24 protein-coding genes are annotated in these 23,180 nt (G+C 33.8%); 17 read left to right on the top strand and 7 right to left on the bottom strand.

Features of this window, described 5'->3' with window-relative positions:
• The first annotated feature begins 54 nt into the window (after nt 1-54).
• Entirely contained in the window at nt 55-1,410 is a 1,356-nt protein-coding gene (murC, locus tag P2W75_RS22155) for a UDP-N-acetylmuramate--L-alanine ligase (RefSeq protein WP_276382102.1), read from the top strand.
• Between the two features lie 101 nt (nt 1,411-1,511).
• Here murC and P2W75_RS22150 read toward each other — a convergent pair whose 3' ends face one another.
• Nucleotides 1,512-2,144: a DUF1287 domain-containing protein gene (locus P2W75_RS22150; protein WP_276382101.1), complete on the bottom strand. Its 633-nt coding sequence runs from the start codon at nt 2,142-2,144 to the stop codon at nt 1,512-1,514.
• A 100-nt stretch (nt 2,145-2,244) separates the two neighbouring features.
• Between P2W75_RS22150 and radC the strand changes: the two genes are divergently transcribed.
• The 3 genes from radC to P2W75_RS22135 are packed head-to-tail and all read left to right on the top strand — an operon-like array spanning nt 2,245 to nt 4,382.
• Entirely contained in the window at nt 2,245-2,934 is a 690-nt protein-coding gene (radC, locus tag P2W75_RS22145; protein ID WP_276382100.1) for a DNA repair protein RadC, read from the top strand.
• A 3-nt stretch (nt 2,935-2,937) separates the two neighbouring features.
• Nucleotides 2,938-3,624: a YjjG family noncanonical pyrimidine nucleotidase gene (locus P2W75_RS22140; RefSeq protein ID WP_207294642.1), complete on the top strand. Its 687-nt coding sequence runs from the start codon at nt 2,938-2,940 to the stop codon at nt 3,622-3,624.
• A complete protein-coding gene (locus tag P2W75_RS22135; RefSeq protein WP_306801554.1) occupies nt 3,624-4,382 on the top strand; it encodes a hypothetical protein in 759 nt (252 codons plus the stop codon). The genes P2W75_RS22140 and P2W75_RS22135 overlap by 1 nt, the downstream gene beginning before the upstream one ends.
• A gap of 44 nt (nt 4,383-4,426) precedes the next feature.
• Here the strand turns inward: P2W75_RS22135 and P2W75_RS22130 are convergent, their stop codons facing one another.
• A complete protein-coding gene (locus P2W75_RS22130) occupies nt 4,427-5,704 on the bottom strand; it encodes a replication-associated recombination protein A (protein ID WP_276382099.1) in 1,278 nt (425 codons plus the stop codon).
• 154 nt (nt 5,705-5,858) lie between these two features.
• Here P2W75_RS22130 and P2W75_RS22125 point away from each other — a divergent pair, with 154 nt between their 5' ends.
• Both P2W75_RS22125 and P2W75_RS22120 read left to right on the top strand, forming a co-directional pair.
• The gene (locus P2W75_RS22125) at nt 5,859-6,629 is read left to right on the top strand and encodes a rhomboid family intramembrane serine protease (protein WP_276382098.1); all 771 of its coding nucleotides are present in this window, start codon (nt 5,859-5,861) and stop codon (nt 6,627-6,629) included.
• A gap of 57 nt (nt 6,630-6,686) precedes the next feature.
• A complete protein-coding gene (locus P2W75_RS22120) occupies nt 6,687-7,187 on the top strand; it encodes a hypothetical protein (RefSeq protein WP_276382097.1) in 501 nt (166 codons plus the stop codon).
• A 3-nt stretch (nt 7,188-7,190) separates the two neighbouring features.
• On the opposite strand, the gene P2W75_RS22115 is transcribed toward P2W75_RS22120, so the two are convergent.
• The 5 genes from P2W75_RS22115 to P2W75_RS22095 form a co-directional block, all read right to left on the bottom strand.
• Nucleotides 7,191-7,991: a DUF2490 domain-containing protein gene (locus tag P2W75_RS22115; protein ID WP_276382096.1), complete on the bottom strand. Its 801-nt coding sequence runs from the start codon at nt 7,989-7,991 to the stop codon at nt 7,191-7,193.
• A gap of 51 nt (nt 7,992-8,042) precedes the next feature.
• On the bottom strand, nt 8,043-8,777 hold the full coding sequence (gene rlmB / locus P2W75_RS22110) for a 23S rRNA (guanosine(2251)-2'-O)-methyltransferase RlmB (protein WP_207294647.1): 735 nt from the start codon (nt 8,775-8,777) through the stop codon (nt 8,043-8,045).
• 86 nt (nt 8,778-8,863) lie between these two features.
• A complete protein-coding gene (locus tag P2W75_RS22105) occupies nt 8,864-10,330 on the bottom strand; it encodes a SusD/RagB family nutrient-binding outer membrane lipoprotein (RefSeq protein WP_207294648.1) in 1,467 nt (488 codons plus the stop codon).
• 3 nt (nt 10,331-10,333) lie between these two features.
• Entirely contained in the window at nt 10,334-13,585 is a 3,252-nt protein-coding gene (locus P2W75_RS22100; RefSeq protein WP_207294649.1) for a SusC/RagA family TonB-linked outer membrane protein, read from the bottom strand.
• An 84-nt stretch (nt 13,586-13,669) separates the two neighbouring features.
• Nucleotides 13,670-15,373, bottom strand: coding sequence for a hypothetical protein (locus P2W75_RS22095; protein ID WP_306801553.1), 1,704 nt, complete (start codon nt 15,371-15,373; stop codon nt 13,670-13,672).
• 181 nt (nt 15,374-15,554) lie between these two features.
• On the opposite strand from P2W75_RS22095, the gene rpsL reads away from it, so the two are divergent.
• From rpsL to rpsC, 11 genes are all read left to right on the top strand, one after another.
• Nucleotides 15,555-15,938: a 30S ribosomal protein S12 gene (rpsL, locus tag P2W75_RS22090; protein ID WP_007136570.1), complete on the top strand. Its 384-nt coding sequence runs from the start codon at nt 15,555-15,557 to the stop codon at nt 15,936-15,938.
• Nucleotides 15,939-15,962: 24 nt separating this feature from the next.
• Nucleotides 15,963-16,439 carry a 30S ribosomal protein S7 gene (gene rpsG, locus P2W75_RS22085; RefSeq protein ID WP_012022493.1) on the top strand — a complete coding sequence of 159 codons (477 nt, stop codon included), beginning with the start codon at nt 15,963-15,965 and terminating at the stop codon, nt 16,437-16,439.
• 11 nt (nt 16,440-16,450) lie between these two features.
• Entirely contained in the window at nt 16,451-18,607 is a 2,157-nt protein-coding gene (fusA, locus tag P2W75_RS22080) for an elongation factor G (RefSeq protein ID WP_073418342.1), read from the top strand.
• A gap of 10 nt (nt 18,608-18,617) precedes the next feature.
• On the top strand, nt 18,618-18,923 hold the full coding sequence (gene rpsJ / locus P2W75_RS22075; protein WP_007803605.1) for a 30S ribosomal protein S10: 306 nt from the start codon (nt 18,618-18,620) through the stop codon (nt 18,921-18,923).
• Between the two features lie 404 nt (nt 18,924-19,327).
• Nucleotides 19,328-19,945: a 50S ribosomal protein L3 gene (gene rplC, locus P2W75_RS22070; protein WP_276382095.1), complete on the top strand. Its 618-nt coding sequence runs from the start codon at nt 19,328-19,330 to the stop codon at nt 19,943-19,945.
• A complete protein-coding gene (rplD, locus tag P2W75_RS22065; RefSeq protein WP_135222813.1) occupies nt 19,945-20,574 on the top strand; it encodes a 50S ribosomal protein L4 in 630 nt (209 codons plus the stop codon). The genes rplC and rplD overlap by 1 nt, the downstream gene beginning before the upstream one ends.
• 7 nt (nt 20,575-20,581) lie before the next feature.
• Nucleotides 20,582-20,872 (top strand): 50S ribosomal protein L23, encoded by a 291-nt coding sequence (rplW, locus tag P2W75_RS22060; protein ID WP_207294652.1) that lies wholly within the window; start codon nt 20,582-20,584, stop codon nt 20,870-20,872.
• 9 nt (nt 20,873-20,881) lie between these two features.
• A complete protein-coding gene (rplB, locus tag P2W75_RS22055; RefSeq protein ID WP_091496650.1) occupies nt 20,882-21,706 on the top strand; it encodes a 50S ribosomal protein L2 in 825 nt (274 codons plus the stop codon).
• 6 nt (nt 21,707-21,712) lie between these two features.
• Nucleotides 21,713-21,991 (top strand): 30S ribosomal protein S19, encoded by a 279-nt coding sequence (gene rpsS / locus P2W75_RS22050; protein WP_008464288.1) that lies wholly within the window; start codon nt 21,713-21,715, stop codon nt 21,989-21,991.
• 8 nt (nt 21,992-21,999) lie between these two features.
• On the top strand, nt 22,000-22,413 hold the full coding sequence (rplV, locus tag P2W75_RS22045; RefSeq protein ID WP_007803631.1) for a 50S ribosomal protein L22: 414 nt from the start codon (nt 22,000-22,002) through the stop codon (nt 22,411-22,413).
• Nucleotides 22,414-22,418: 5 nt separating this feature from the next.
• Entirely contained in the window at nt 22,419-23,177 is a 759-nt protein-coding gene (rpsC, locus tag P2W75_RS22040; protein WP_121360089.1) for a 30S ribosomal protein S3, read from the top strand.
• Nucleotides 23,178-23,180 lie beyond the last annotated feature (3 nt).

The raw sequence follows: 23,180 nt of genomic DNA, 5'->3' as shown, positions 1-23,180 counted from the left end.
CTCAAAGGCAAATTCGAAGAAATTGGAATTTGGAATTTAAAAATTAGAGTTTAAATGAAAACACATTTCATCGCTATTGGCGGAAGCGCAATGCACAATTTAGCATTGGCATTACATAATAAAGGATATCTGGTTACAGGAAGTGACGATGCTATTTTTGAGCCATCAAAATCAAGATTGGAGAAAAAAGGAATTCTTCCAGCAGAAATGGGCTGGTTTCCAGAAAAAATAACTGCCGATATCGATGCAGTTATTTTAGGAATGCATGCAAAAGCAGATAATCCTGAATTATTAAAAGCGCAGGAATTGGGATTGAAGATTTATTCATATCCTGAATTTTTATATGAACAGTCTAAAAATAAAACTCGTGTAGTAATTGGTGGTTCGCATGGTAAAACAACCATTACGTCTATGATTCTGCATGTAATGAACTATCATAATATTGCGGTTGACTACATGGTAGGAGCACAGTTGGAAGGTTTTGATACGATGGTGCATCTTACAGAAGAAAATGATTTTATAGTTTTGGAAGGCGATGAGTATTTATCATCACCAATTGACCGTCGCCCTAAGTTTCATTTATATCAGCCAAACATTGCTTTGATTTCTGGAATTGCTTGGGATCATATTAATGTTTTTCCAACTTATGAAAATTATGTAGAGCAGTTTGAAATTTTCATTGAAAAGATTACAAATGGAGGTATTTTAGTATACAACGAAAACGATCCTGAAGTAAAACGTGTTTCTGAAGCTGCAACAAATCCAATTCGTAAACTTCCTTATCATACACCAGAGTATACCGTAAATAATGGTGTTACTTTATTAAAAACTCCAGAAGGCGATATGCCTATTGAAGTTTTTGGAGCGCATAATTTAAATAATCTTGCCGGAGCCAAATGGATCTGCCAAAATATGGGTGTAGACGAAGCCGATTTCTACGAAGCGATTGCAAGTTTTAAAGGAGCTTCTAAACGTTTGGAAAAAATTGCAGAAGGTAAAGGAAAAGTAGCTTACAAAGATTTTGCACATTCGCCAAGTAAAGTAGCGGCAACAACAAAAGCAGTAAAAGAACAATATCCTGATAGAACATTAGTAGCTTGTTTAGAGTTGCATACATACAGCAGTTTAAATGCTGCATTTTTAAAAGAATATGAAGGTGCTTTAGAATATGCAGATGTTGCAGTTGTGTTTTATTCGCCAGATGCCGTAAAAATTAAACAGCTTGAAGAAGTAACTTACGAACAAATAGCAAAAGCTTTTAACCGTGAAGATTTAGTGATTTATACCAATCCGGCTGAATTCAAAGAATATTTATTCAATTTGAACCTTGATAATTCTGCTCTTTTATTAATGAGTTCAGGTAATTATGGTGGTTTGAATTTTGATGAAGTAAAAGGTTTGATTGAGTAATTAATTAGCCAATTAGAAAATTAGATAATGTGTCAATTGCTATGCAGTTGGCACATTTTTTTTAATTATCTAATTGACACATTCTCACATTGCCACATTTTCTAATTTGAAGTTCCTTCATATTTAAAATGACCTACAATTTTATACGCAAATAAACAGTCTTCTAAAACCTGACCGTTTCCAACGTTGTGAACAATAAGATTTCGTTTTCCATCGTGTGATTTTTTATGAGTTACGATTCCGATGTGCGGAAGTTTATCGTTAATCATCCAGGTTACAATTTCACCAGTTTTATAATCATTTGGATTTTTTGTGACTGGAAGTTTAATGCCTTTTCGTTCAAAAAATATTTCTAGGTTTGGAACTCTGCGATGATCAATATTAGTATCGGTTTTAGTCATTCCCCATTTTTTAAGATTTGGATACGCTGTAAAATTTTGAAGCATATCTTCATGTACTTCTTTTTGTAAATCGACACCTAATTTTCGATATGAACGAATGATAACATCGGTACAAACTCCTTTGTTTTTTGGGACATCACCATTTGGATATTCAATTTTAAAATAAGAAGGATCATAATGAATTGAAGGATCAATGATTGAAATTGCAGCCCGAGATAATTTTTCAGAGAATGTTTTTGGTATAAAATTATCGTTACTTACTGCAACATCTTTATTACTTTGATGGCAAGAAATGAGAATTTGAAAGAATAAAAGGAAACAAAATCTTTTCATTTTGATTATTTAGTTTCTAAAGTTAGCGAATTTTAAAATAGACAAAATAAATTGAAAGATTTTTCTTCTTTTTTATATCTTCGTTTTTTGAAATGTACTTATGGAAGAATCTTATTTCCCTATTAAAAATTGGTCAGAAGATGACAAACCGCGTGAAAAATTAATGTTGAAAGGGAAAGAAGCATTAAGCAACGCCGAATTACTTGCTATTTTAATTGGTTCCGGAAGCCGAAATGAAACAGCTGTTGGATTAAGTAAACGAATTTTAGCAAGTGCAGGTAACTTAAATTCCCTTACAAAATTATCTATTTCCCAATTAATGAATTTTAAAGGGATAGGTGAGGCAAAAGCAATATCAATTATGGCTGCTCTCGAATTAAGTAGGCGTTTACGATCTGAGAAAGCAGTTGAAACAGAAAAAATTACTTCTAGTAAAATGGTTTTTGAAATTATGCAGCCTATTATTGGGGAACTTTCTCATGAAGAATTTTGGGTGCTTTTTCTTAATAATTCTAATAATGTAATTTCTAAAGCGCAATTAAGTAAAGGAGGAATTGCTGGAACTGTTGTAGACGCAAGATTAGTTTTTAAACTTGCCTTAGAATATTTCGCTACAGGCGTGATTTTGTGCCACAATCATCCTTCTGGAAGTCTAATACCAAGTGATGCTGATAAGCAAGTTACAAAGAAATTAAAAGTAGCGGGGGAGAGTTTAGATGTTAAAGTTTTGGATCATTTGATTATATCTGGAGCAAAATATTATAGTTTTGTAGATGAAGGAATTTTTTAATTTATGAATACCAAAATCACAGATATCTTTTTTGACTTAGACCATACGCTTTGGGATTTCGACAAAAATTCAGAAATGGCATTTGAACGGATCTTTAAAAGTAAATATGCCGAAATACAAACACAGGATTTTATTAAAGAATACGTACCCATTAATCAGGAATGTTGGAGATTGTACCAAAACGATCTCATAACACACGAAGAACTTCGTTACAACCGATTAAAGTTTTCTTTTAATGCTTTAAATTATGTGATTTCTGATGAAAATATTCTAGAGATCGCAAATGATTATATTGAGTTTTTAACAGATAACAATTACCTTTTTGATGGTGCAATTGAAGTATTGGAATATTTAAAACCAAAATACAAATTGCATATCATCACTAATGGTTTTGCAAACGTTCAGGAAAAGAAAATTAGAAACGCTGCTTTAGGCGGTTATTTCACAACTATTACAAATTCTGAATTAGCAGGTGTTAAAAAACCAAATAGTATTATCTTTGATTATGCTCTTAAACTAGCTAATACTTCCAAAGAAAACAGCATTATGATTGGAGACGATCTTGATGCAGATGTCAATGGAGCTTTGAATGCCGGTTTAGATGCTATCTTTTTTAACGATAAAAAAATTGAAATAACTCAGAATTTCAAACAAATAAACCATTTATTAGAACTAAAAAATTATTTATAATGATGAAGATAAAATTTTTATTAACTGCATTAATTTGTTCAGCTGTTGGTTTTGCACAGTCTGTAAATGATTATAAAGCGGTGATTATACCTTTAAAGTATGATTTCATAAAAACAGAAAATCAATACCGTCTGGCGACTTTAACGAAATCTAATTTATTAAAAGCTGGTTTTACGGCATATTATACAAATGAAGAACTTCCTGCAGGTTATGCAGATCGCTGTGATCTTTTGTATATTGATGTGAAAAAGGATAATGCTTTTTTGGTAACTAAACTTTTTGTTGAATTTAAAGATTGTTATGGAAAAGTGATCTATACTTCTGAAACAGGAAAAAGCAGGGAAAAAGAATATGAAGTAGCTTACAGAGAAAGTTTAGACAATGCTTTTGTTTCGATTGCCAATCTTCATTATAAATACAGTGGTAAATCTCCAGTTGCACCTTCGAGAGCCGTTACAGCAGAAACACTTCCAGCAGTGAATACTACAGCACCCGTACAAACTGCAGTAGTTTCAACACCTGCAGTTAATGTTTCAGATCCGAATTTGCTTTATGCTCAACCAACGGAAAATGGATATCAGTTAATTGATAAAACACCAAAGGTTGTTATGAAGCTTTTCAAAACTTCTCGCGCAGATTCATTTATTGCTGTTAAAGATGGAATTCAAGGTTCTTTAAATGCTAAAGACAATCAGTGGTATTTCGAATACTATCAAAATGACAAATTAGTTTCTGAAAAAGTTTCTGTTAAGTTTTAAATTTTAGAATTCAACACTTAGGTTTCTTTTTGTAAAGACAAAAACTAATAACCATATTTATCTTTCCAACGGTTCTTTAAGAATTCACGGGTACTGTTCTCTCTAGAATTGTTTCCAGGATTGTAAAGAACCGTTTCTTTTATAGCATCTGGCAAGAATTCCTGTTCAGCAAAATTATTAGCATAATCGTGTGAATATTTATAATCTTCTCCATAACCAAGTTCTTTCATAAGTTTGGTAGGAGCATTTCTTAAATGAATAGGAACGGGGAGATCACCAGTTTGTTTTACTAATTGCTGTGCATTTCCAATTGCCATATACGAAGCGTTGCTTTTTGGAGAAGTCGCTAAATAAATTGCGCATTGGCTTAAGATAATACGACTTTCAGGATATCCAATTGTAGTAACCGCCTGAAAAGTATTATTGGCCATTATAAGTGCCGTTGGATTTGCATTTCCAATGTCTTCGCTTGCCAGAATCAACATTCTTCGGGCAATAAATTTTACATCTTCACCACCTTCAATCATGCGGGCTAACCAATATACTGCTCCATTAGGATCGCTTCCTCGCATCGATTTTATAAATGCCGAAACAATGTCATAATGCTGTTCGCCTGTTTTGTCATATAAAACGGTATTTTGCTGTACCAGTTCTAGAACACGATCATTTGTAATCGTTACTTCATCTCCAGCTGATGCATTAACAACAAGTTCAAATATATTGAGCAGTTTTCTGCCATCTCCGCCTGAAAGTCTTAATAAAGCTTCGGTTTCTTTTAAATTAATGTTTTTGGAAGCCATATAGGTATCTACTTTCATTGCACGATGTAATAGCGCTTCTAGATCATCTTTTGTAAAAGCATTTAAAACATATACCTGACAACGCGATAATAAAGCGGGAATAACCTCAAAACTTGGGTTTTCGGTCGTGGCACCAATAAGTGTAATCCAGCCTTTTTCTACAGCAGCTAAAAGAGAATCCTGTTGTGATTTGCTGAAACGGTGAATCTCATCAATAAACAAAATTGGGTTTTTGGCAGTAAAGAGTCCGCCGCTTTGTTTGGCTTTGTCAATAACATCACGAATGTCTTTAACACCAGAATTAATCGCACTCAAAACATAAAAAGGACGTTTTGATTCCTGAGCAATAATTTGTGCCAAAGTTGTTTTTCCAGTTCCCGGAGGTCCCCAAAAAATTAAAGAAGGGATTATTCCTTTTGCAATTTGCTGTGTCAACGATCCGTTTGGTCCAACCAAATGATGCTGACTAACATAATCTTCTAATTTTTGCGGGCGAATTCGTTCTGCTAAAGGTGCTTCCATTTTGTAAATTTACTATTTTCAGAATTTATTTTTAGAGGTTTTGAATCTTTTAACTTTATAAAACCAATTATTGAATTTTTGCAGCTGACAAAATATCAGTAATATGCAATTGGAAAGTTTTTTGATATCGTATTATAAATCAAAACCGAAAAAAATGAATGACAACCAATTTAAGTTTTCTACTTCCGTTGTTGGATTACCAGTTCTCTTTGTTTTATTGCTTTGGATAATCTATTGGATTCAGATTCGTTTTGACTTTGATTTTTACAAAAATGGGATTTATCCACGAGATTTTTCAGGATTGCAAGGCGTGATTTTTAGTCCGTTTATACACGAAAACTTAGATCACCTTTATAATAATTCAATTCCGCTTTTAATCCTTTTAGCGGCGATGCCTTTCTTTTATCCTAAACAAACTTTTGGAGTTATTGTTTATGGAATTTTGTTGTCAGGATTCATTACATGGTTAATTGGTCGTAACAATTTCCATATTGGTGCTAGTGGCTTGATTTACGTTTTGGTCAGTTTTATATTTTTTAAAGGAATTCAAACTAAATACTATCGATTGGTTGCTTTATCACTAACTGTAATTTTGGTTTACGGCGGTATGATTTGGTATGTTTTTCCAGATGTCGATCAGTCGATTTCCTGGGAAGGTCATCTAGGAGGTTTAATTGGTGGATTTCTATTGACACTTTACTACAAAACTCCCGAATATTCTAAACCGATTGTTTACGATTGGCAGAAGCCTGATTTTGATCCGCAAAATGACCCTTTTATGAAGCACTTTGATGAAAACGGAAATTTTGTTAATACTGTTCATGAAGAAGAACTTATACCTGAAGATGGATATTTTATTTCTAGCTATCCAGTAAATTATGTTGTAACTAAAACAGAATCAGAAGATAAAGGAAATATGGAGTAGTCATATGAGATTAAAAGACTAAATTTGTGATTACTAACCAATTGAATAATTTAGATTATGAAAAAAATAAGTTATTTAATTTTGCTTTGTTTTTATTTTTCAAGTTTTCAGGCTGTCGGGCAATGTGAAATCAAAAATAAAATCCAGCCTGATGGAACGATGGTATATTTTTTTGATCCAGCTGTTTTCTATTCGACTAAATCTAAATCTTTGAAAATTAATATTCTTACCGACAAAGAACATTATTTCATTGCTCTGCAACCTACACCTTTTCCTGATAGGAAAGAAGGGAAGAAAATCAAAGATGATTTAACAATTATTCTGGCAGATCATAATACCTATACATTGTCACATTTTGATACTCAATATAGAAATAATGATTCAATAATGGAGGTTTTGTATTTAATGGATCAAAAAGATTTAGAAGCATTTTCGAACTACGAGGCAGTAACGGCAAAAATTAATATGAAAGGCACAGAATTCATTCGAGATTATAATTTTAAACTCCATAAAACTGCCATAATGGAACAGATTAAATGTATTCGAAAAGAAGAATAGAATTTATTCATCATCACTGTCCTTATGAATATTCTCTAGAATTCTCTTTTTGATATTTCGCATAAGATTATTGAAACTCAAATTAAGAGAAAGCGCATTTGTAAATTGGTTTCCACTGTTTCTTGGTAAATATTCATTTGCATAAGTCAATTCGATTTGAATATTATCTGTAAATAAATATCCGGCTCCTATATTAAATCGATTCCTGTCGAAAAAACTCTCTCCTGTAACTTTAGTTCCTGATTTTATGTAAATTTCATCAGATGCCACAGCATAAACAACACCTTCTCTTAGAGCTTTACTGTTTAAGGGTTGAAGATATTTTATCTGCTGGCGGTAACGAATGACATTTTCATAATCATCATCCTGATTTTTCATGTAACGAAATTCAGTACGCGCGCGAGTACTCAATGTGTAACCTGTTTTGTGAAAATAATAAATTCCCTGTAATGCAAAACGCCATTCTGGAGATTCAAATTGGCCAATTTCGGGAACATCTTTATTGCTGTAATACGCTAGAAAAGAGGAAAATTTCCATCTTGGAGAAAAATAATAATGTCCCCATCCTCTTACGGATCTCTGAATAGTATTTTCAAATAAATTCGAAGATGATTCGGTACTTGAATAAGCTGCTCCGAAATCTATTTCAGTAGACCACTTTTTGCTTATAGTTTGATTGAATTGAATTTCACTCCAAAACTGATTGTAAGTAGTATTTTGTCCGTTGCTTTTTGTAATTGGTAACAATACAAACAAGCAGCAGAATAAATTAACTGACGATTTTAGAATAGATTTTGAAAGCATTATTAAGTATTTTAATTACTTATTCGAATTCAAATTCTCAAAAACAGTATTCTATTTTCTCTGGCGTACAGCTTCGTATAAAAATGCTCCGCAGGCAACAGAAACATTTAAAGAACCTATTGATCCAAACATTGGTAATTTGGCTTTTTCATCGACAATTTTAAGAACTGAAGGGTTGATTCCTCTGTCTTCAGACCCCATAATAATTGCCAAAGGCTCATTTAGGGATATATCGTAAATATTGTGATCTGTTTTTTCGGTAGCGGCAACAGTTTTTATACCTGATCCCTGAAGATAAAAAATAGCATCTTTAATATGTTCAACTTTGCATATTGGTACATTAAATACAGCTCCTGCAGAAGTTTTAACCGTGTCACCGTTTACTGGTGCCGATCCTGCTTTTTGAATGATAATACCATTCACTCCGGTGCATTCTGCAGTTCTAATGATAGCGCCAAAGTTTCGTGCATCAGAAATCTGATCTAATATTAAAAAAAGGGGTTTAGAACCCGAAGCAATAGTTGATTCTACTAAATGTTCAATATCAATAAAACCAATTGGCGAAATTGTAGCAACAGCACCTTGATGGTTATTTGGAGTTAATCGGTTTAGTTTTTCAACTGGTACATATGAAAAATTGATGTTAGCTCGTTTCATCACTTTCATTAGGTCTTTCATTAAGTCTCCTGAAATCTCTTTCTGAATGAATACTTTATCAACTTCCTGACCAGCTTGTATTGCTTCTATAATGGCTCTAATGCCAAATATTTGATGTTCTTTTTCCATGGAACAAATATAGGTATAATGTTTATATAAAAAAAAACCACCCCGAATGAACGGAGTGGTTTATTATTTAAATTTTGGTATAAATATTAGTGTTTATCCCAGAAAAGTTTTGTTGTTACATTGTTGTTACCAAGTTTAGCAACTGCAGCTTGTAAGTTAGCAGCATTTAATGTTTGCTCGATACCTGGGTAAGAGTAACGTTTTGGAACTTCAGTGATATCACCGAAAGTTACTGGAGGAGCTACTAAAGCAGGGAAATCTAATCTTCTGTAAGATGTCCAAGCTTCGAAACCTCTGTTATAATAAGCGATCCAAGCTTGTTCTCCAATTTTTTGTTTCCATGTTCCAGTTGCTGTAGCGTAAGCAACATCAGTTCTTGCTAAGTAAGTTGCAATATCAGCAGCGGCTACTCCCCAATCTTGTAAAGATGCAGTTACAGCGGCAGTGTAGTGAGTTGCAGCAGTACCACCTACAGGAATACCTCTTTCTACAGCTTCAGCTAATAAGAATTCAACTTCAGAGTAAGTAAAGATTACACCTGGATAAACAGGATCTTTAATTGTTTCAGTGATGTGAGAGAAGTCTCCATAAACGTTAACAGTTCCATATACACCACCTTTGTATTGTCCTGAACCTGCTGGATACTCTGTAAAGTATTTAGCTCTTCTTGGATCAGATAAAGCATTCAATTTGTTTACAAAAGTGTTAGCTGGAATAAAGTCATCACGTCCACTAGCTACTAAGTCAAGGTATAACGGGTTGTTATTTGTAGTATTTGTAGCGTATGGCATGTAAGCTCCATCAGCACTGTTAAGGATTAAACCATCAGCTTGTGCAGCTAATGCTTGTGTGCTAGCATAAGCATGATCAACATCGTCCATTGTGATAGCCATTCTGAAACGTAAAGAGTTAGCAAATTTAGCCCATTTAGCAGTGTCTCCACCGTAAATAAGATCTGCATCACCATAGCTTTCAGCAGATTGATCTAATTTGTGAGATGCAGCAGTTAATACAGTAAGCAAATCTCTGTAGATAGTTTCAGCATCATCGTATTTTGGTTGTGGATGACCGTCAATATCTAATGCTTCAGTGTAAGGTACATCTCCAAAAGTATCAACTAAGATTCCGTAGCAGTAAGAAGATAAAATATCAATAATTGCGATTTTGTTATCAATTACCACTAATCCTTCAGGAGCTCCAGTATAGTTTGCTTTTTGTTGATTCAAAAGAGATTTAGCTTCTTTAAAATCTTTTAATACATCACGATAGTAAGTCGCCCAATGACGATCTGGAATAGTACGTCCAGTTAAGTCATATTGAGTTTCTTGTGGGTATTGTACTTCAGCCCATTGTTGAGCAAATAATCTGAATACGTTAAAGTTTACAGATGTACTTGTCACCTGATCCATCATGAATTTTTCAGCATTTGTGAATAAATATTCTGGAGCAGTGGTAGTAGGGTTTTTTGTGTCTTGGTTCATGTTCCCAAAATCATCAGAGCATGATGAAAATAAGGTTATGAACGATAGTAATATTATTAGTCTATTTTTCATAGCTTAGAATTTTATTGTTAAGTTACAACCGATATTTCTAGTTGTTGGTAGAGAACCGATAGAAAGACCTTGAGATCCTATGTTAGATCCTAATCCACTTTCTGGGTCTGCATCTGGAAGATTTTTATGGATTATCCATAAGTTAGAACCAATAAGAGAGATTTTTGCGTCTACTAATTTGATTTTTTGAACTAATGAAGATGGTAATGTATAAGTAATATTTACCTCTCTTAACTTAACAAAACTTGCATCGTAAACGTACTGGCTTCTTGGACCATTACTATAAGCGTTTGTAATAGCACCACCAGTAGAGTAAGCTGTTCTTGTAGTATTTGGAGTTCCATCTGCATAAACACCAGGGTTGATTACACCACCACCGTTAGCAATAGTATTTCTTTTTGGGTTTCCAAGATCATTGTTTCCAGCTGTTTCATCAGTTAAACCAGTTCCAACACCATACCATTGGTCAGTAGAAAAGATATCTCCACCTTTTTTCATGTCAATTAAGAAACTGAAAGATAAACTTTTGTAAGAGAATTTGTTTCTAATACCTCCAATCCAATCAGGATTGATGTTACCAATAATGTTGTTAGTAGAAGTGTTGATTACATATCTACCTGTTGTTGGGTTAACAATTTTTTGTCCATCAGCAGTGTAAGTATAATCTGTTCCTTTTAATACTCCGAATGGTTGTCCAACAACAGCATTTAATGATACTGTACCAGGGAAAGAAGCAACTTGTAAGTTAGTTACACCATCAGCTAAAGCAGTAACTTCGTTGTCATTTTTAGACCAGTTAACATTGATGTCCCAAGCAAAGTTGCTTGTTTTGATTGGAGTAACATTGAATTGAACCTCGATACCTTTGTTTTCAATTGTTGCAGCGTTTACATATTTAGATGTATAACCTGTAGCAGTTGAATAAGGAACTCTTACAGCTTCTCCATCATTTATGTTTTTGTACAAACTCACGTCAAATCCAATTCTTCTATTTAAGAACTGCATCTCAAGACCAACCTCTGTAGTATTTGTTTTGATAGGCTTTAAATCAGGATTGTTTTTGATAGAGTTAACAGAGTACATCTGGTTGTTGTTGAACGGATCATATTTTGTATATGTATCAACTAAAGCTAATGGTGGTGTTCCAAGTGGGCTTTCAGAGTAACCTCCTCTTAATTTACCAAAAGTTAACCAGCTTGCATCAATGTTTTTAGAGAAAACCCAGCTACCAGAAACTGAATAACTTGGAATGTGGTTATCATCAGCAGGTAAGTTTGAGAAAGCATCTCTACGAGCAGTTGCATCGATGAAATATGTATCCAAATAACCTAAAGAAGCAGAAACGTAATAACTATTTACAGAAGCATTAGTTTCTCTTTCGTAAGGATATGGGCTAGCAGCTTTAGAGTTAGATAAACTGTAGATTCCAGGAATAATTAAACCTCCTTGAGTTGAAGCTGTAATTTGGTTGAAATACGTATTTCTAATTGTTCCCCCAGCTACTCCATTTAAACTAAAATCTTCACCAAATTTTTTGTTGAAAGTCAATAGTAAATCGTAGTTCTGCTCAGAGAAGTTACCATTATAACGTTGGTATCCTGAAGTTTCATCAAGAGCATTAATACCGAAAGTTTTAGAAACAGAACCTTGAGCAACTCTTTCTTCACGGATTTCAGAATACGTATCTGTAGAGATTTTAGCAGTTGCAGAAACCCAGTCAGCAATTTTGTATGTAAAGTTAGCATAACCTATGAAACGGTTTCTGCTATCATTTTGGTAGTTTTTATAACGCTCAAAATAAGGGTTGTTCCAATATGCTGGAGTTGCATCATCAACAGATTTTCTGTTCCAAGTGATGTTTTGTCCACCTGAATTGTTGTATGCTCTTTCTAATTCTTTGATATCAACGTTTGTTTGCCACCACTGACGGAAACCAGAAATCATGTTGTCGCTATATCCAGTCATGTTTCTACCTATAGTTTCTTGAGCAGAGAAATTAGCAAATGTGCTTAAAGACAATCTGTCTGTAAATTGGTGGTTTAATTTTAAACTGAAGTTGTTTTTTCTTAATTCACTATTTGGTAATACACCTGTTTGTTTAGTGTTAGTATAGTTGAAAACAACATTTGTTTTTTCATTTCCATCTTCAAATGAGATTGTATTCACTAAAGAAAGTGAATTTTGGAAGAATTTAAAAGGATCATTAGCAGCTGCTTTCCATGGAGTTTTTTGTCCATAATTATTGTTTCCTGGATATGCAGAGAATGCATCCCACTGGTAAACATTTAATGAAGGATCAAAAGCATTACCTACAGAAGCATCATCTCCAAAGAAAACTACTCTGTCATTTACACCATCACCATCAATATCTTGTGATGAGAAAGAAGATCCGTAACCAGCACCATATTGTTTTTGGTATTTTACGAAAGTATTTTTATCTGGAGCACCTGTTACAACCTCAGAAGAAACAGTAATTCCTAATCCTTTTTTAGCTTTACCTTTTTTGGTTGTGATCATTAATACCCCGTTACCAGCTAAGTATCCGTATAAAGCAGATGCAGCTGCACCTTTTAATACGTTCACACTTTCGATATCTTCTGGGTTAATATCCATACCGTTGTTACCATAGTCAAATCCACGACCACCAGATGATTGAGCTGTTGTTCCATCGTTAGTGTTATTTCCGTTGTTAATTGGCATACCGTCAATAACAATTAACATTTCGTTTGTTTGACCAATAGCTTTAACTCCTCGTGAAATTGCACTTGTAGAACCTCCAAAGTTAGAGTTTCTAGTGATGTTAACACCGGCAACTTTACCAGAAAGCTCATTTAAGAAGTTACCACTAGAAGTACCATTTCTTAAATCTCCTCCTTTAACCTCTTGTGTAGCATAACCAAGAGATTTTTTCTCTCTTTTAATACCTAAAGCTGTTGTTACAACAACACTTTCAAGTTCTTGTGCATCTCCAGCTAATTTTACGTTAACTGTTGATGAAGTTGCAGCTATTTCTTGAGATTTCATCCCAATGTAGCTAAATACCAATACTTGGCTTGATGATGCTTTGATAGTGTATTTACCATCAAAATCGGTTTGCGTTCCAGCTTTGGTTCCTTTAACTAATACACTAACACCTGGTAGAGGCATTCCTGCATTGTCAGAAACTGTTCCCGAAACAGCTCTTTCTTGCGCAAAAGAAAGTTGCGCAACTAGTACTAATAAAAGCACTAAGAATCCATTGAACTTTAGTTTCATTTTTAAATATTTTGAATTAGTATCGCAAAACTCTTAATAATTTGTTAACTTTCCTAATAAATAAAAATCTTTTTTTGGTAAACTTTAAAATTTAACATTATAACATATGTTTATGATAGTGTTATATAATTGTATTTCCTGTTGATTTTCGTGACCATTCGTGAGAATTATTCGTAAAATTCCGCTTTTTGTTTGTATTCCTGCACCAATTCCAATTCCTATTAATTTCTTAATTTTTTTAGGATTTGAAATATTCGTTAAGTCTTGATATATAGCGTAATCCGTAACAGAATGAATATAAGTGTTTTTTGAAAACATATATCTATATTCTGTAAGAATTGCTGAATAGAAATTTGCTTGAAGACTATTTTCTGAAAATCCCCTAATTGAATTCATTCCGCCAAATCTAAATAATTCGTTCGAAATGTAATTTTTACTGTCTAAATAGAAATTTTGAGAATTTATGTTAATAAAATTTTTAGTATTAAGCTCAAAATTATAAGCTGCATTTAAATTTATGTAAAATTGTTTGCTTGGTTGAGCTGTTTCTGTGTTGTTATTTGTTTCTCGTTTTCCAAATCCAATAATTGAATTTAAAAATGCTTTTTGAGGTAACAGATTGTTGTTCGGATCAATTCTTTTGTATTCATATGTGGATGTGATATATGAATTATCGAAGTCGCTTATTATAGAATTATTTATATTTTGTATATCACTAGATTCTATTGATTGATATCCTAAGTATAATTTTGAATTGTAATTAATGTAATACCCAAGATCAATAGATGTTTTTGTGTTTTGGAAAGTGCTGTCTTGTTTGAAAATGTTTAATTGGGCTTTTATTCCAAATGGCGATTTGAATATATATGGTAATTCTAGTTTTGTATTAAATGTTTTTTGTTGATTGCCATCGCTTTTCCAATATAAAGAAAATTTTTCTCCTGCATGAAGAGTGTTTAATAACGAAATATCTAAATATCCATTTAGGACAGCTTTCTTATTTTCATCATTTGAAAATCCAATGTAGCCGTCAAATGTATTTGCTTTTCTTTTTTCGATATATGCAAAAACTTTTGTGGAGTCGTCGGTGAATAAAATTTCAGGATATTTTGTTTGGCTTAAAAATTCGTAACTGTTAATTTCGTTATAAAGCTCTTTGGTGATTTCTTGGTTGAATGTTTTGTTGAGATATTTTTTATTGAGTTGTTTTAAATATCCTTTTGGGAAAAAATCTTTTGAATCTTCGTTTTTATAATTTAGAATAATGGAATTTAAACTGCGTTTTTTTTCGGATTTAAAATTTAGATCAGCATAAATTATCGATTTCTCTTTTCTAATATTTTCCAGTTTTATTTTATTTAAGGAGTAGCCATTTTTTTCTGCCTCAATAATTTTGTTGTTTAAGTAGTTTTCGACTTGATCGTAGGGTAATATTATAGTGTCTTTTTGTTTTTTGTTTGAACTGAAAAATGAATTATTTATACCTATATATATATGTATAGTTTTTATTCTTTCTTTTAGGTTAATGATAGAGTTGTATGTGGTGTCATTTATCTTATTGATGCTTAGTGTTTTGTTGTTTAAAAAACCTTTTTTTGACAGGGTTTTAGAGGTTTTTTCTATTTCATTAAATAATGATTTTAAATTTGGATGTTTAATATTGTAATTAATGGAATCAATAATTTGGTTTTCGATATTATTTGTTCCGTTTATTTTAAGATACAAGTTTTGAGTGTAAGCTGATAAGCTTAGCATTATAAAAAAGAATGTCTGAAAAAAAAGTTTCAAGCGTGTGGTTTTTGTAATTATATGAATTGCAAATATCTATTGTTTGTTTGTAAAAACATAGAAGAGAAATAATGTTATTGAAAATTAATAGATTAACGTTTGTATAGTGAAATTTATTTTATACATTTGCAACCCCGTAAAAAGCGGGAATTTAATATCATATTAATTTTTAGTATTAATTATGCCAACAATTCAACAATTAGTAAGAACAGGAAGAACTCAGATAACTAAGAAGAGTAAATCGGTTGCTTTAGATTCTTGTCCTCAAAGAAGAGGGGTTTGTACGCGTGTTTACACTACTACACCAAAAAAACCAAACTCTGCAATGCGTAAAGTTGCGCGTGTACGTTTGACAAATGGTAATGAGGTGAATGCTTACATCCCTGGAGAAGGACACAATTTACAAGAGCACTCGATAGTATTAGTTAGAGGTGGAAGGGTAAAAGATTTACCAGGTGTTAGATATCATATCGTTCGTGGAGCGCTTGACACGTCAGGTGTTGCAGGAAGAACGCAAAGAAGATCTAAGTACGGTGCTAAACGCCCAAAAGAAGCAAAAAAGTAATTTAAAAACTTTTAAGAAAAAGACATGAGAAAAAGAGCGGCAAAGAAAAGACCACTTTTACCGGATCCGAGGTTTAACGACCAATTAGTAACGCGTTTTGTGAATAACTTAATGTGGGATGGTAAGAAATCTACAGCTTTTAAAGTATTTTATGATGCTATTGATATCATCGAAACTAAAAAGCAAAATGATGAGAAAACTTCATTAGAAATTTGGAAAGATGCTTTAACAAACGTTATGCCTCACGTAGAAGTACGTAGCCGTAGAGTTGGTGGAGCTACATTCCAAATCCCAATGCAGATTCGTCCAGACAGAAAAATTTCTATGGCTATGAAGTGGTTAATACTTTATGCTAGAAGAAGAAACGAAAAATCTATGGCACAACGTTTAGCGTCAGAATGTTTAGCTGCTGCTAAAGAAGAAGGTGCTGCGGTTAAGAAAAGAATGGATACTCACAAAATGGCAGAAGCTAACAAAGCATTCTCTCACTTTAGATTTTAATTCGTAAAGAAATGGCTAGAGATTTAAAATATACAAGAAATATCGGGATCGCTGCTCATATTGATGCTGGTAAAACAACAACTACTGAGCGTATTCTTTTTTATACTGGAAAGTCACACAAAATTGGTGAGGTGCACGATGGTGCTGCAACAATGGACTGGATGGCGCAAGAGCAAGAAAGAGGTATTACAATTACTTCTGCTGCTACAACTTGTACTTGGAACTTCCCAACAGAGCAAGGTAAAGTTCTTCCAGAATCATTACCTTACCACTTTAATATTATTGATACTCCTGGACACGTTGACTTTACTGTAGAGGTAAACCGTTCTTTACGTGTACTTGATGGTTTAGTTTTCTTATTTAGTGCTGTTGATGGTGTTGAGCCACAATCGGAAACTAACTGGAGACTTGCAGATCAATATAGAGTTCCTCGTATGGGATTCGTAAACAAAATGGACCGTCAAGGTGCTAACTTTTTAGCTGTATGCGGACAGGTTAAAGATATGTTGAAATCGAATGCGGTTGCAATTACTTTACCTATCGGTGATGAGGCAGATTTTAAAGGTATTGTTGACTTAGTGAAAAATCAAGCTATTGTATGGCATGATGAAACACAAGGAGCTACTTTTGATATCGTTGATATCCCTGCGGATATGGTTGATGATGTGAAGCACTACCGTTCTATCCTTATCGAAGAGATTGCAACTTATGATGAAAATCTTTTGGATAAATACATGGAGGATGAGAACTCTATTACAGAAGAAGAAATCAATAATGCTTTAAGAGCTGCTACTATTGATATGGCGATCATTCCAATGCTTGCAGGTTCTTCTTTCAAAAATAAAGGAGTTCAATTTATGTTAGATGCTGTTTGTAAGTATTTACCATCTCCATTAGATAAAGAAGGTATTGAAGGAATTCACCCTGATGATGCTGATTTATTAGAAGAAGATCAAAAGAAAATTTTACGTAGACCAGATGTAAAAGAGCCTTTCGCTGCTTTAGCATTTAAAATTGCTACTGATCCATTCGTTGGACGTTTAGCTTTCTTCCGTGCTTACTCTGGGCGTTTAGATGCTGGTTCTTATGTTTTAAATACTCGTTCTGGTAACAAAGAGAGAATCTCTCGTATCTACCAAATGCATGCTAACAAACAAAATCCAATCGAATTTATTGAGGCTGGAGATATTGGGGCTGCTGTAGGATTTAAAGATATTAAAACTGGGGATACACTTTCTGATGAAAAGAATCCAATTATTTTGGAATCTATGAAATTCCCAGATCCAGTAATTGGTATCGCTATTGAGCCTAAAACTAAAGCTGACGTAGATAAAATGGGTATGGCTTTGGCTAAATTGGCTGAAGAGGATCCAACATTTACAGTTAGAACTGACGAAGCTTCAGGTCAAACGATTATCTCTGGTATGGGTGAGCTTCACTTAGATATCTTAGTTGATCGTATGAAACGTGAGTTTAAAGTAGAGGTAAATCAAGGTGAGCCTCAAGTTGAATATAAAGAGGCGTTTACAAGATCTGCTCAACATAGAGAGACTTACAAAAAACAATCTGGAGGTCGTGGTAAATTCGGTGATATCGTATTTAGAATCGAGCCTGCTGATGAAGTTGATGGAAAAGTTCCTGTTGGATTACAGTTTGTGAATGAGGTAAAAGGAGGTAACGTTCCTAAGGAGTATATTCCTGCAGTTGAAAAAGGTTTCCGTGAAGCTATGAAAACTGGACCTTTAGCTGGGTATGCTGTGGATAGTTTGAAAGTTACTTTATTAGATGGATCTTTCCACCCTGTGGATTCTGATGCTCTTTCTTTTGAATTAGCTGCAAGAATGGGTTATAAGGAATCTGGTAAAGCTGCTGGAGCTGTTATCTTAGAGCCAATCATGAAAATCGAAGTTATTACTCCAGAAGAAAACATGGGTGATATTGTAGGTGACTTGAACCGTCGTAGAGGTCAGGTAAATGATATGGGTGATAGAAACGGAGCGAAAACTATTAAGGCAGATGTGCCATTGGCTGAGATGTTTGGTTATGTTACTACATTAAGAACATTATCATCTGGTAGAGCAACATCTACAATGGAGTTTTCTCATTATGCAGAAACACCTTCTAACATTTCAGAAGAGGTAATCAAAAAAGCAAAAGGTAACGCTTAATTTTAAGAAAATGAGTCAAAAAATCAGAATAAAACTAAAATCTTACGATCACATGTTGGTAGATAAATCTGCTGAAAAGATTGTAAAAACAGTAAAAACTACTGGAGCGGTTGTAACAGGTCCTATTCCGTTGCCAACTCACAAAAAACTTTTCACTGTATTGCGTTCTCCGCACGTTAACAAAAAAGCGAGAGAGCAATTTGAAGTAATGTCATACAAGAGATTGATTGATATTTATTCATCTTCATCTAAAACTATTGATGCTTTAATGAAACTTGAATTGCCAAGTGGAGTTGAAGTAGAGATTAAAGTATAATTTTTTATTAAATTTTACATACAAAAAGCGAGTCAGAAATGTCTCGCTTTTTTTTGTTGTTGAATATTATTATGTATTTAGTTTTTGCAATTGATTTTAAGTTTGTATTAGTGGGGATGGTTTTTAAATCCCTTTGTTTTAAGGCTGTGCGAACGTTTTTGTTTTATTTTGATTAATTAATCATTAAGCAGATAGATTTTTTAGAGTTGAAAATAAAGAGATAAATTTTTAGAACATGAAAGTGCTTTGATGGTTGATTTGAAGCTTGGATTTTGATACTGAGCGATTTAATTTTTGTAACTGTTTGGTATATTCATTTTTAATAACTACTTTTGCACTCCCTGTTTGAAAATTTCTGTTATTTTCAAATTGAAGGGAATTTTAGTAATTAATAATTAATATTTATGTCTGGGTTAATTGGTAAAAAAATCGGCATGACTAGTATTTTCGATGAAAACGGGAAAAACATTCCTTGTACAGTAATCGAAGCTGGGCCGTGTGTTGTTACCCAAGTCAGAACCAACGAGGTTGACGGGTATGAAGCGTTGCAACTTGGTTTCGATGACAAAAACGAGAAACATTCTACTAAAGCGGCTTTAGGTCACTTTAAAAAAGCTGGAACTGTTGCTAAGAAAAAAGTCGTTGAATTCAAAGAATTTGCAACTGAACAAAAATTAGGAGATCTTATCGATGTTTCTATTTTTGAAGAAGGAGAATTTGTAGATGTACAAGGTGTATCTAAAGGTAAAGGTTTCCAAGGTGTTGTTAAGCGTCACGGTTTTGGTGGGGTTGGACAAGCTACTCATGGTCAGCACAACCGTTTAAGAGCGCCGGGTTCTGTAGGAGCTTCTTCTTATCCATCTAGAGTATTCAAAGGAATGCGTATGGCTGGAAGAATGGGAGGAGATAATGTAAAAGTTCAAAACCTTAGAGTTTTAAAAGTAGTTGCTGAAAAGAACTTACTTGTTGTTAAAGGATGTATTCCTGGTCACAAAAACTCTTACGTAATCATTCAGAAGTAATGGAAGTAAAAGTATTAGATTTCAACGGAAAAGATACTGGTAGAAAAGTTCAACTTTCTGATTCAGTATTCGCAATTGAACCAAACAATCACGCAGTATATCTTGATGTTAAGCAATATCTTGCTAATCAAAGACAAGGTACTCATAAAGCTAAAGAAAGAGCTGAAGTAACTGGAAGTACTCGTAAGATTAAAAAACAAAAAGGTACGGGTACAGCTCGTGCTGGAAGTGTTAAGAATCCTTTGTTTAAAGGTGGAGGAACAGTTTTCGGGCCAAGACCAAGAAGTTATTCATTCAAATTGAATAAAGGTTTAAAAAGATTGGCTAGAAAATCAGCTTTCTCAATCAAAGCAAAGGAGTCAAATATTATCGTTCTTGAAGACTTTAATTTTGATGTGCCAAACACTAAAAATTTCATTAACGTTTTGAAAGCTTTAGGGTTAGAAAATAAAAAATCTCTATTTGTATTGGGTGAGTCAAATAAAAATGTATATTTGTCGTCACGCAATTTAAAGGCTTCTAATGTCGTAACTAGCTCAGAATTAAGCACTTACGCAATATTAAACACTAATAATTTAGTGCTTTTGGAGGGTTCTTTAGAGTTAATTGAAGAAAATTTAAGCAAATAATAGGAGTATGAGTATCATAATTAGACCTATAGTAACTGAAAAAGTAACCAAAGAAAGTGAAGTTTTAAACCGCTTTGGATTCGTTGTTGACAAAAAAGCAAACAAAGTTGAAATTAAGAAAGCTATTGAAGCTGCTTATGGAGTAACTATCGTTTCTGTTAATACAATGAATGTTAGACCGGATAGATCTACTAAATACACTAAAAGTGGTTTAATCAGTGGAAAGACAAATGCAATTAAAAAAGCAATTGTTCAAGTACAAGAAGGAGAAACAATTGATTTTTACAACAATATCTAAGATAGAAAAATGTCAGTAAGAAAATTAAAACCTATTACCCCGGGTCAGCGATTTAGAGTTGTGAATGGTTATGACGCTATTACAACTGATAAGCCGGAACGCTCTTTGATAGCGCCGATAAAAAACTCAGGAGGTAGAAATAGTCAAGGAAAGATGACCATGCGTTATACGGGTGGTGGTCACAAGCAGAGATATCGTATTATTGATTTCAAAAGAACTAAAGATGGAATTCCAGCTACAGTGAAATCAATCGAATACGATCCAAATCGTACTGCATTTATCGCTTTATTAGCTTATGCTGATGGAGAGAAAACTTATATTATCGCTCAAAACGGATTGAAAGTTGGTCAGAAATTAGTTTCTGGACCAGAATCTCAACCAGAGATTGGTAATACTTTACCTTTAAGCAGAATTCCTCTTGGAACTGTTATATCTTGTATTGAGTTACGTCCAGGACAAGGAGCTGTAATCGCTCGTTCAGCTGGAACTTTTGCTCAGTTAATGGCAAGAGACGGGAAATATGCAACAATTAAAATGCCATCTGGTGAGACAAGATTAATCTTGTTAACTTGTTCGGCTACAATTGGAGCTGTTTCTAATTCTGACCACCAATTAGTTGTATCTGGAAAAGCAGGTAGAACAAGATGGTTAGGAAGAAGACCTAGAACTAGACCAGTAGCGATGAACCCAGTTGATCACCCTATGGGAGGTGGTGAAGGACGTTCTTCTGGAGGGCATCCACGTTCAAGAAAAGGATTGCCAGCTAAAGGTTACAGAACTCGTTCTAAGAAAAACCCGAGTAACAAGTATATCGTAGAACGTAGAAAGAAATAATAAGATATGGCACGTTCATTAAAAAAAGGACCTTTTGTTCATTATAAATTAGATAAAAAAGTTCAAGAAAACGTAGAAAGTGGTAAAAATGCAGTTGTAAAGACTTGGTCTAGAGCTTCAATGATTACTCCAGATTTCGTTGGACAAACTATCGCAGTTCATAACGGTCGTCAATTTGTACCAGTTTACGTAACAGAAAACATGGTAGGTCACAAATTAGGAGAGTTTTCACCAACTAGATCTTTTAGAGGTCATGCTGGAGCAAAAAATAAAGGTAAAAAATAAAAGAAGCAATGGGAGTTCGTAAAAGAGAAACAGCAGATGCGAGAAAAGAGGCTAATAAGTCTATCGCTTTCGCAAAATTGAATAACTGCCCTACTTCACCTAGAAAAATGCGCTTAGTAGCGGACTTGGTAAGAGGTCAGAAGGTAGAAAGAGCACTTAACATTTTAAGATTCAGTTCTAAAGAAGCTTCAAGAAAATTAGAAAAACTATTATTATCTGCAATCAACAACTGGGAGCAAAAAAATAGTGAAGGTAATTTAGAAGAAGCTGGATTATTTGTTAAAGAGATCAGAGTAGATGGTGGAATGATGTTAAAAAGACTTCGTCCAGCTCCACAAGGTCGTGCACACAGAATAAGAAAACGTTCTAATCACGTAACAATCGTGCTTGGAGCTATCAATAACACACAAAGCAATTCTTAAGCAGCATGGGACAAAAGACAAATCCAATTGGAAATAGACTTGGTATCATCAGAGGATGGGACTCAAACTGGTATGGTGGAAATGATTATGGCGATAAATTAGCTGAAGATCACAAAATCAGAAAGTATATCCACGCTCGTTTATCAAAAGCTAGTGTATCTAAAGTAATCATCGAGAGAACTTTAAAGCTTGTAACCGTTACTATCACTACTGCTAGACCTGGTATTATTATCGGAAAAGGTGGGCAAGAGGTAGACAAGTTAAAAGAGGAACTTAAGAAAGTTACTGATAAAGAGGTTCAAATTAACATCTTTGAAATTAAAAGACCTGAGTTAGATGCTTATCTTGTGGCGACAAGCATCGCTCGTCAAATCGAAAGCCGTATTTCTTACAGACGTGCAATCAAAATGGCTATTGCTGCTTCAATGCGTATGAACGCTGAAGGTATCAAAGTTTTGATTTCTGGACGTTTGAATGGTGCTGAGATGGCACGTTCTGAAGGTTTCAAAGAAGGTAGAATTCCTCTATCAACTTTCAGAGCTGATATTGATTATGCTTTGGCTGAAGCTCACACTACTTACGGTAGAATGGGTATCAAAGTATGGATCATGAAAGGTGAAGTTTATGGAAAGAGAGATCTTTCTCCGCTAGCTGGAATGGATAAAAAACAATCTGGTACTGGCAGTGGTAAAGGTGGAGATGCCCCTAGAGGTAAATCTAACTTTAATAAAGGTGGAAAACCAGACGCTCGTAAAAGAAAGTAAATT

Source organism: Flavobacterium sp. H4147, assembly GCF_029360735.1.
Lineage (GTDB): Bacteria > Bacteroidota > Bacteroidia > Flavobacteriales > Flavobacteriaceae > Flavobacterium > Flavobacterium endoglycinae.
The sequence above is the reverse complement of the archived record's forward strand: the minus strand, read 5'-3'. Positions and strand labels throughout refer to the sequence as shown.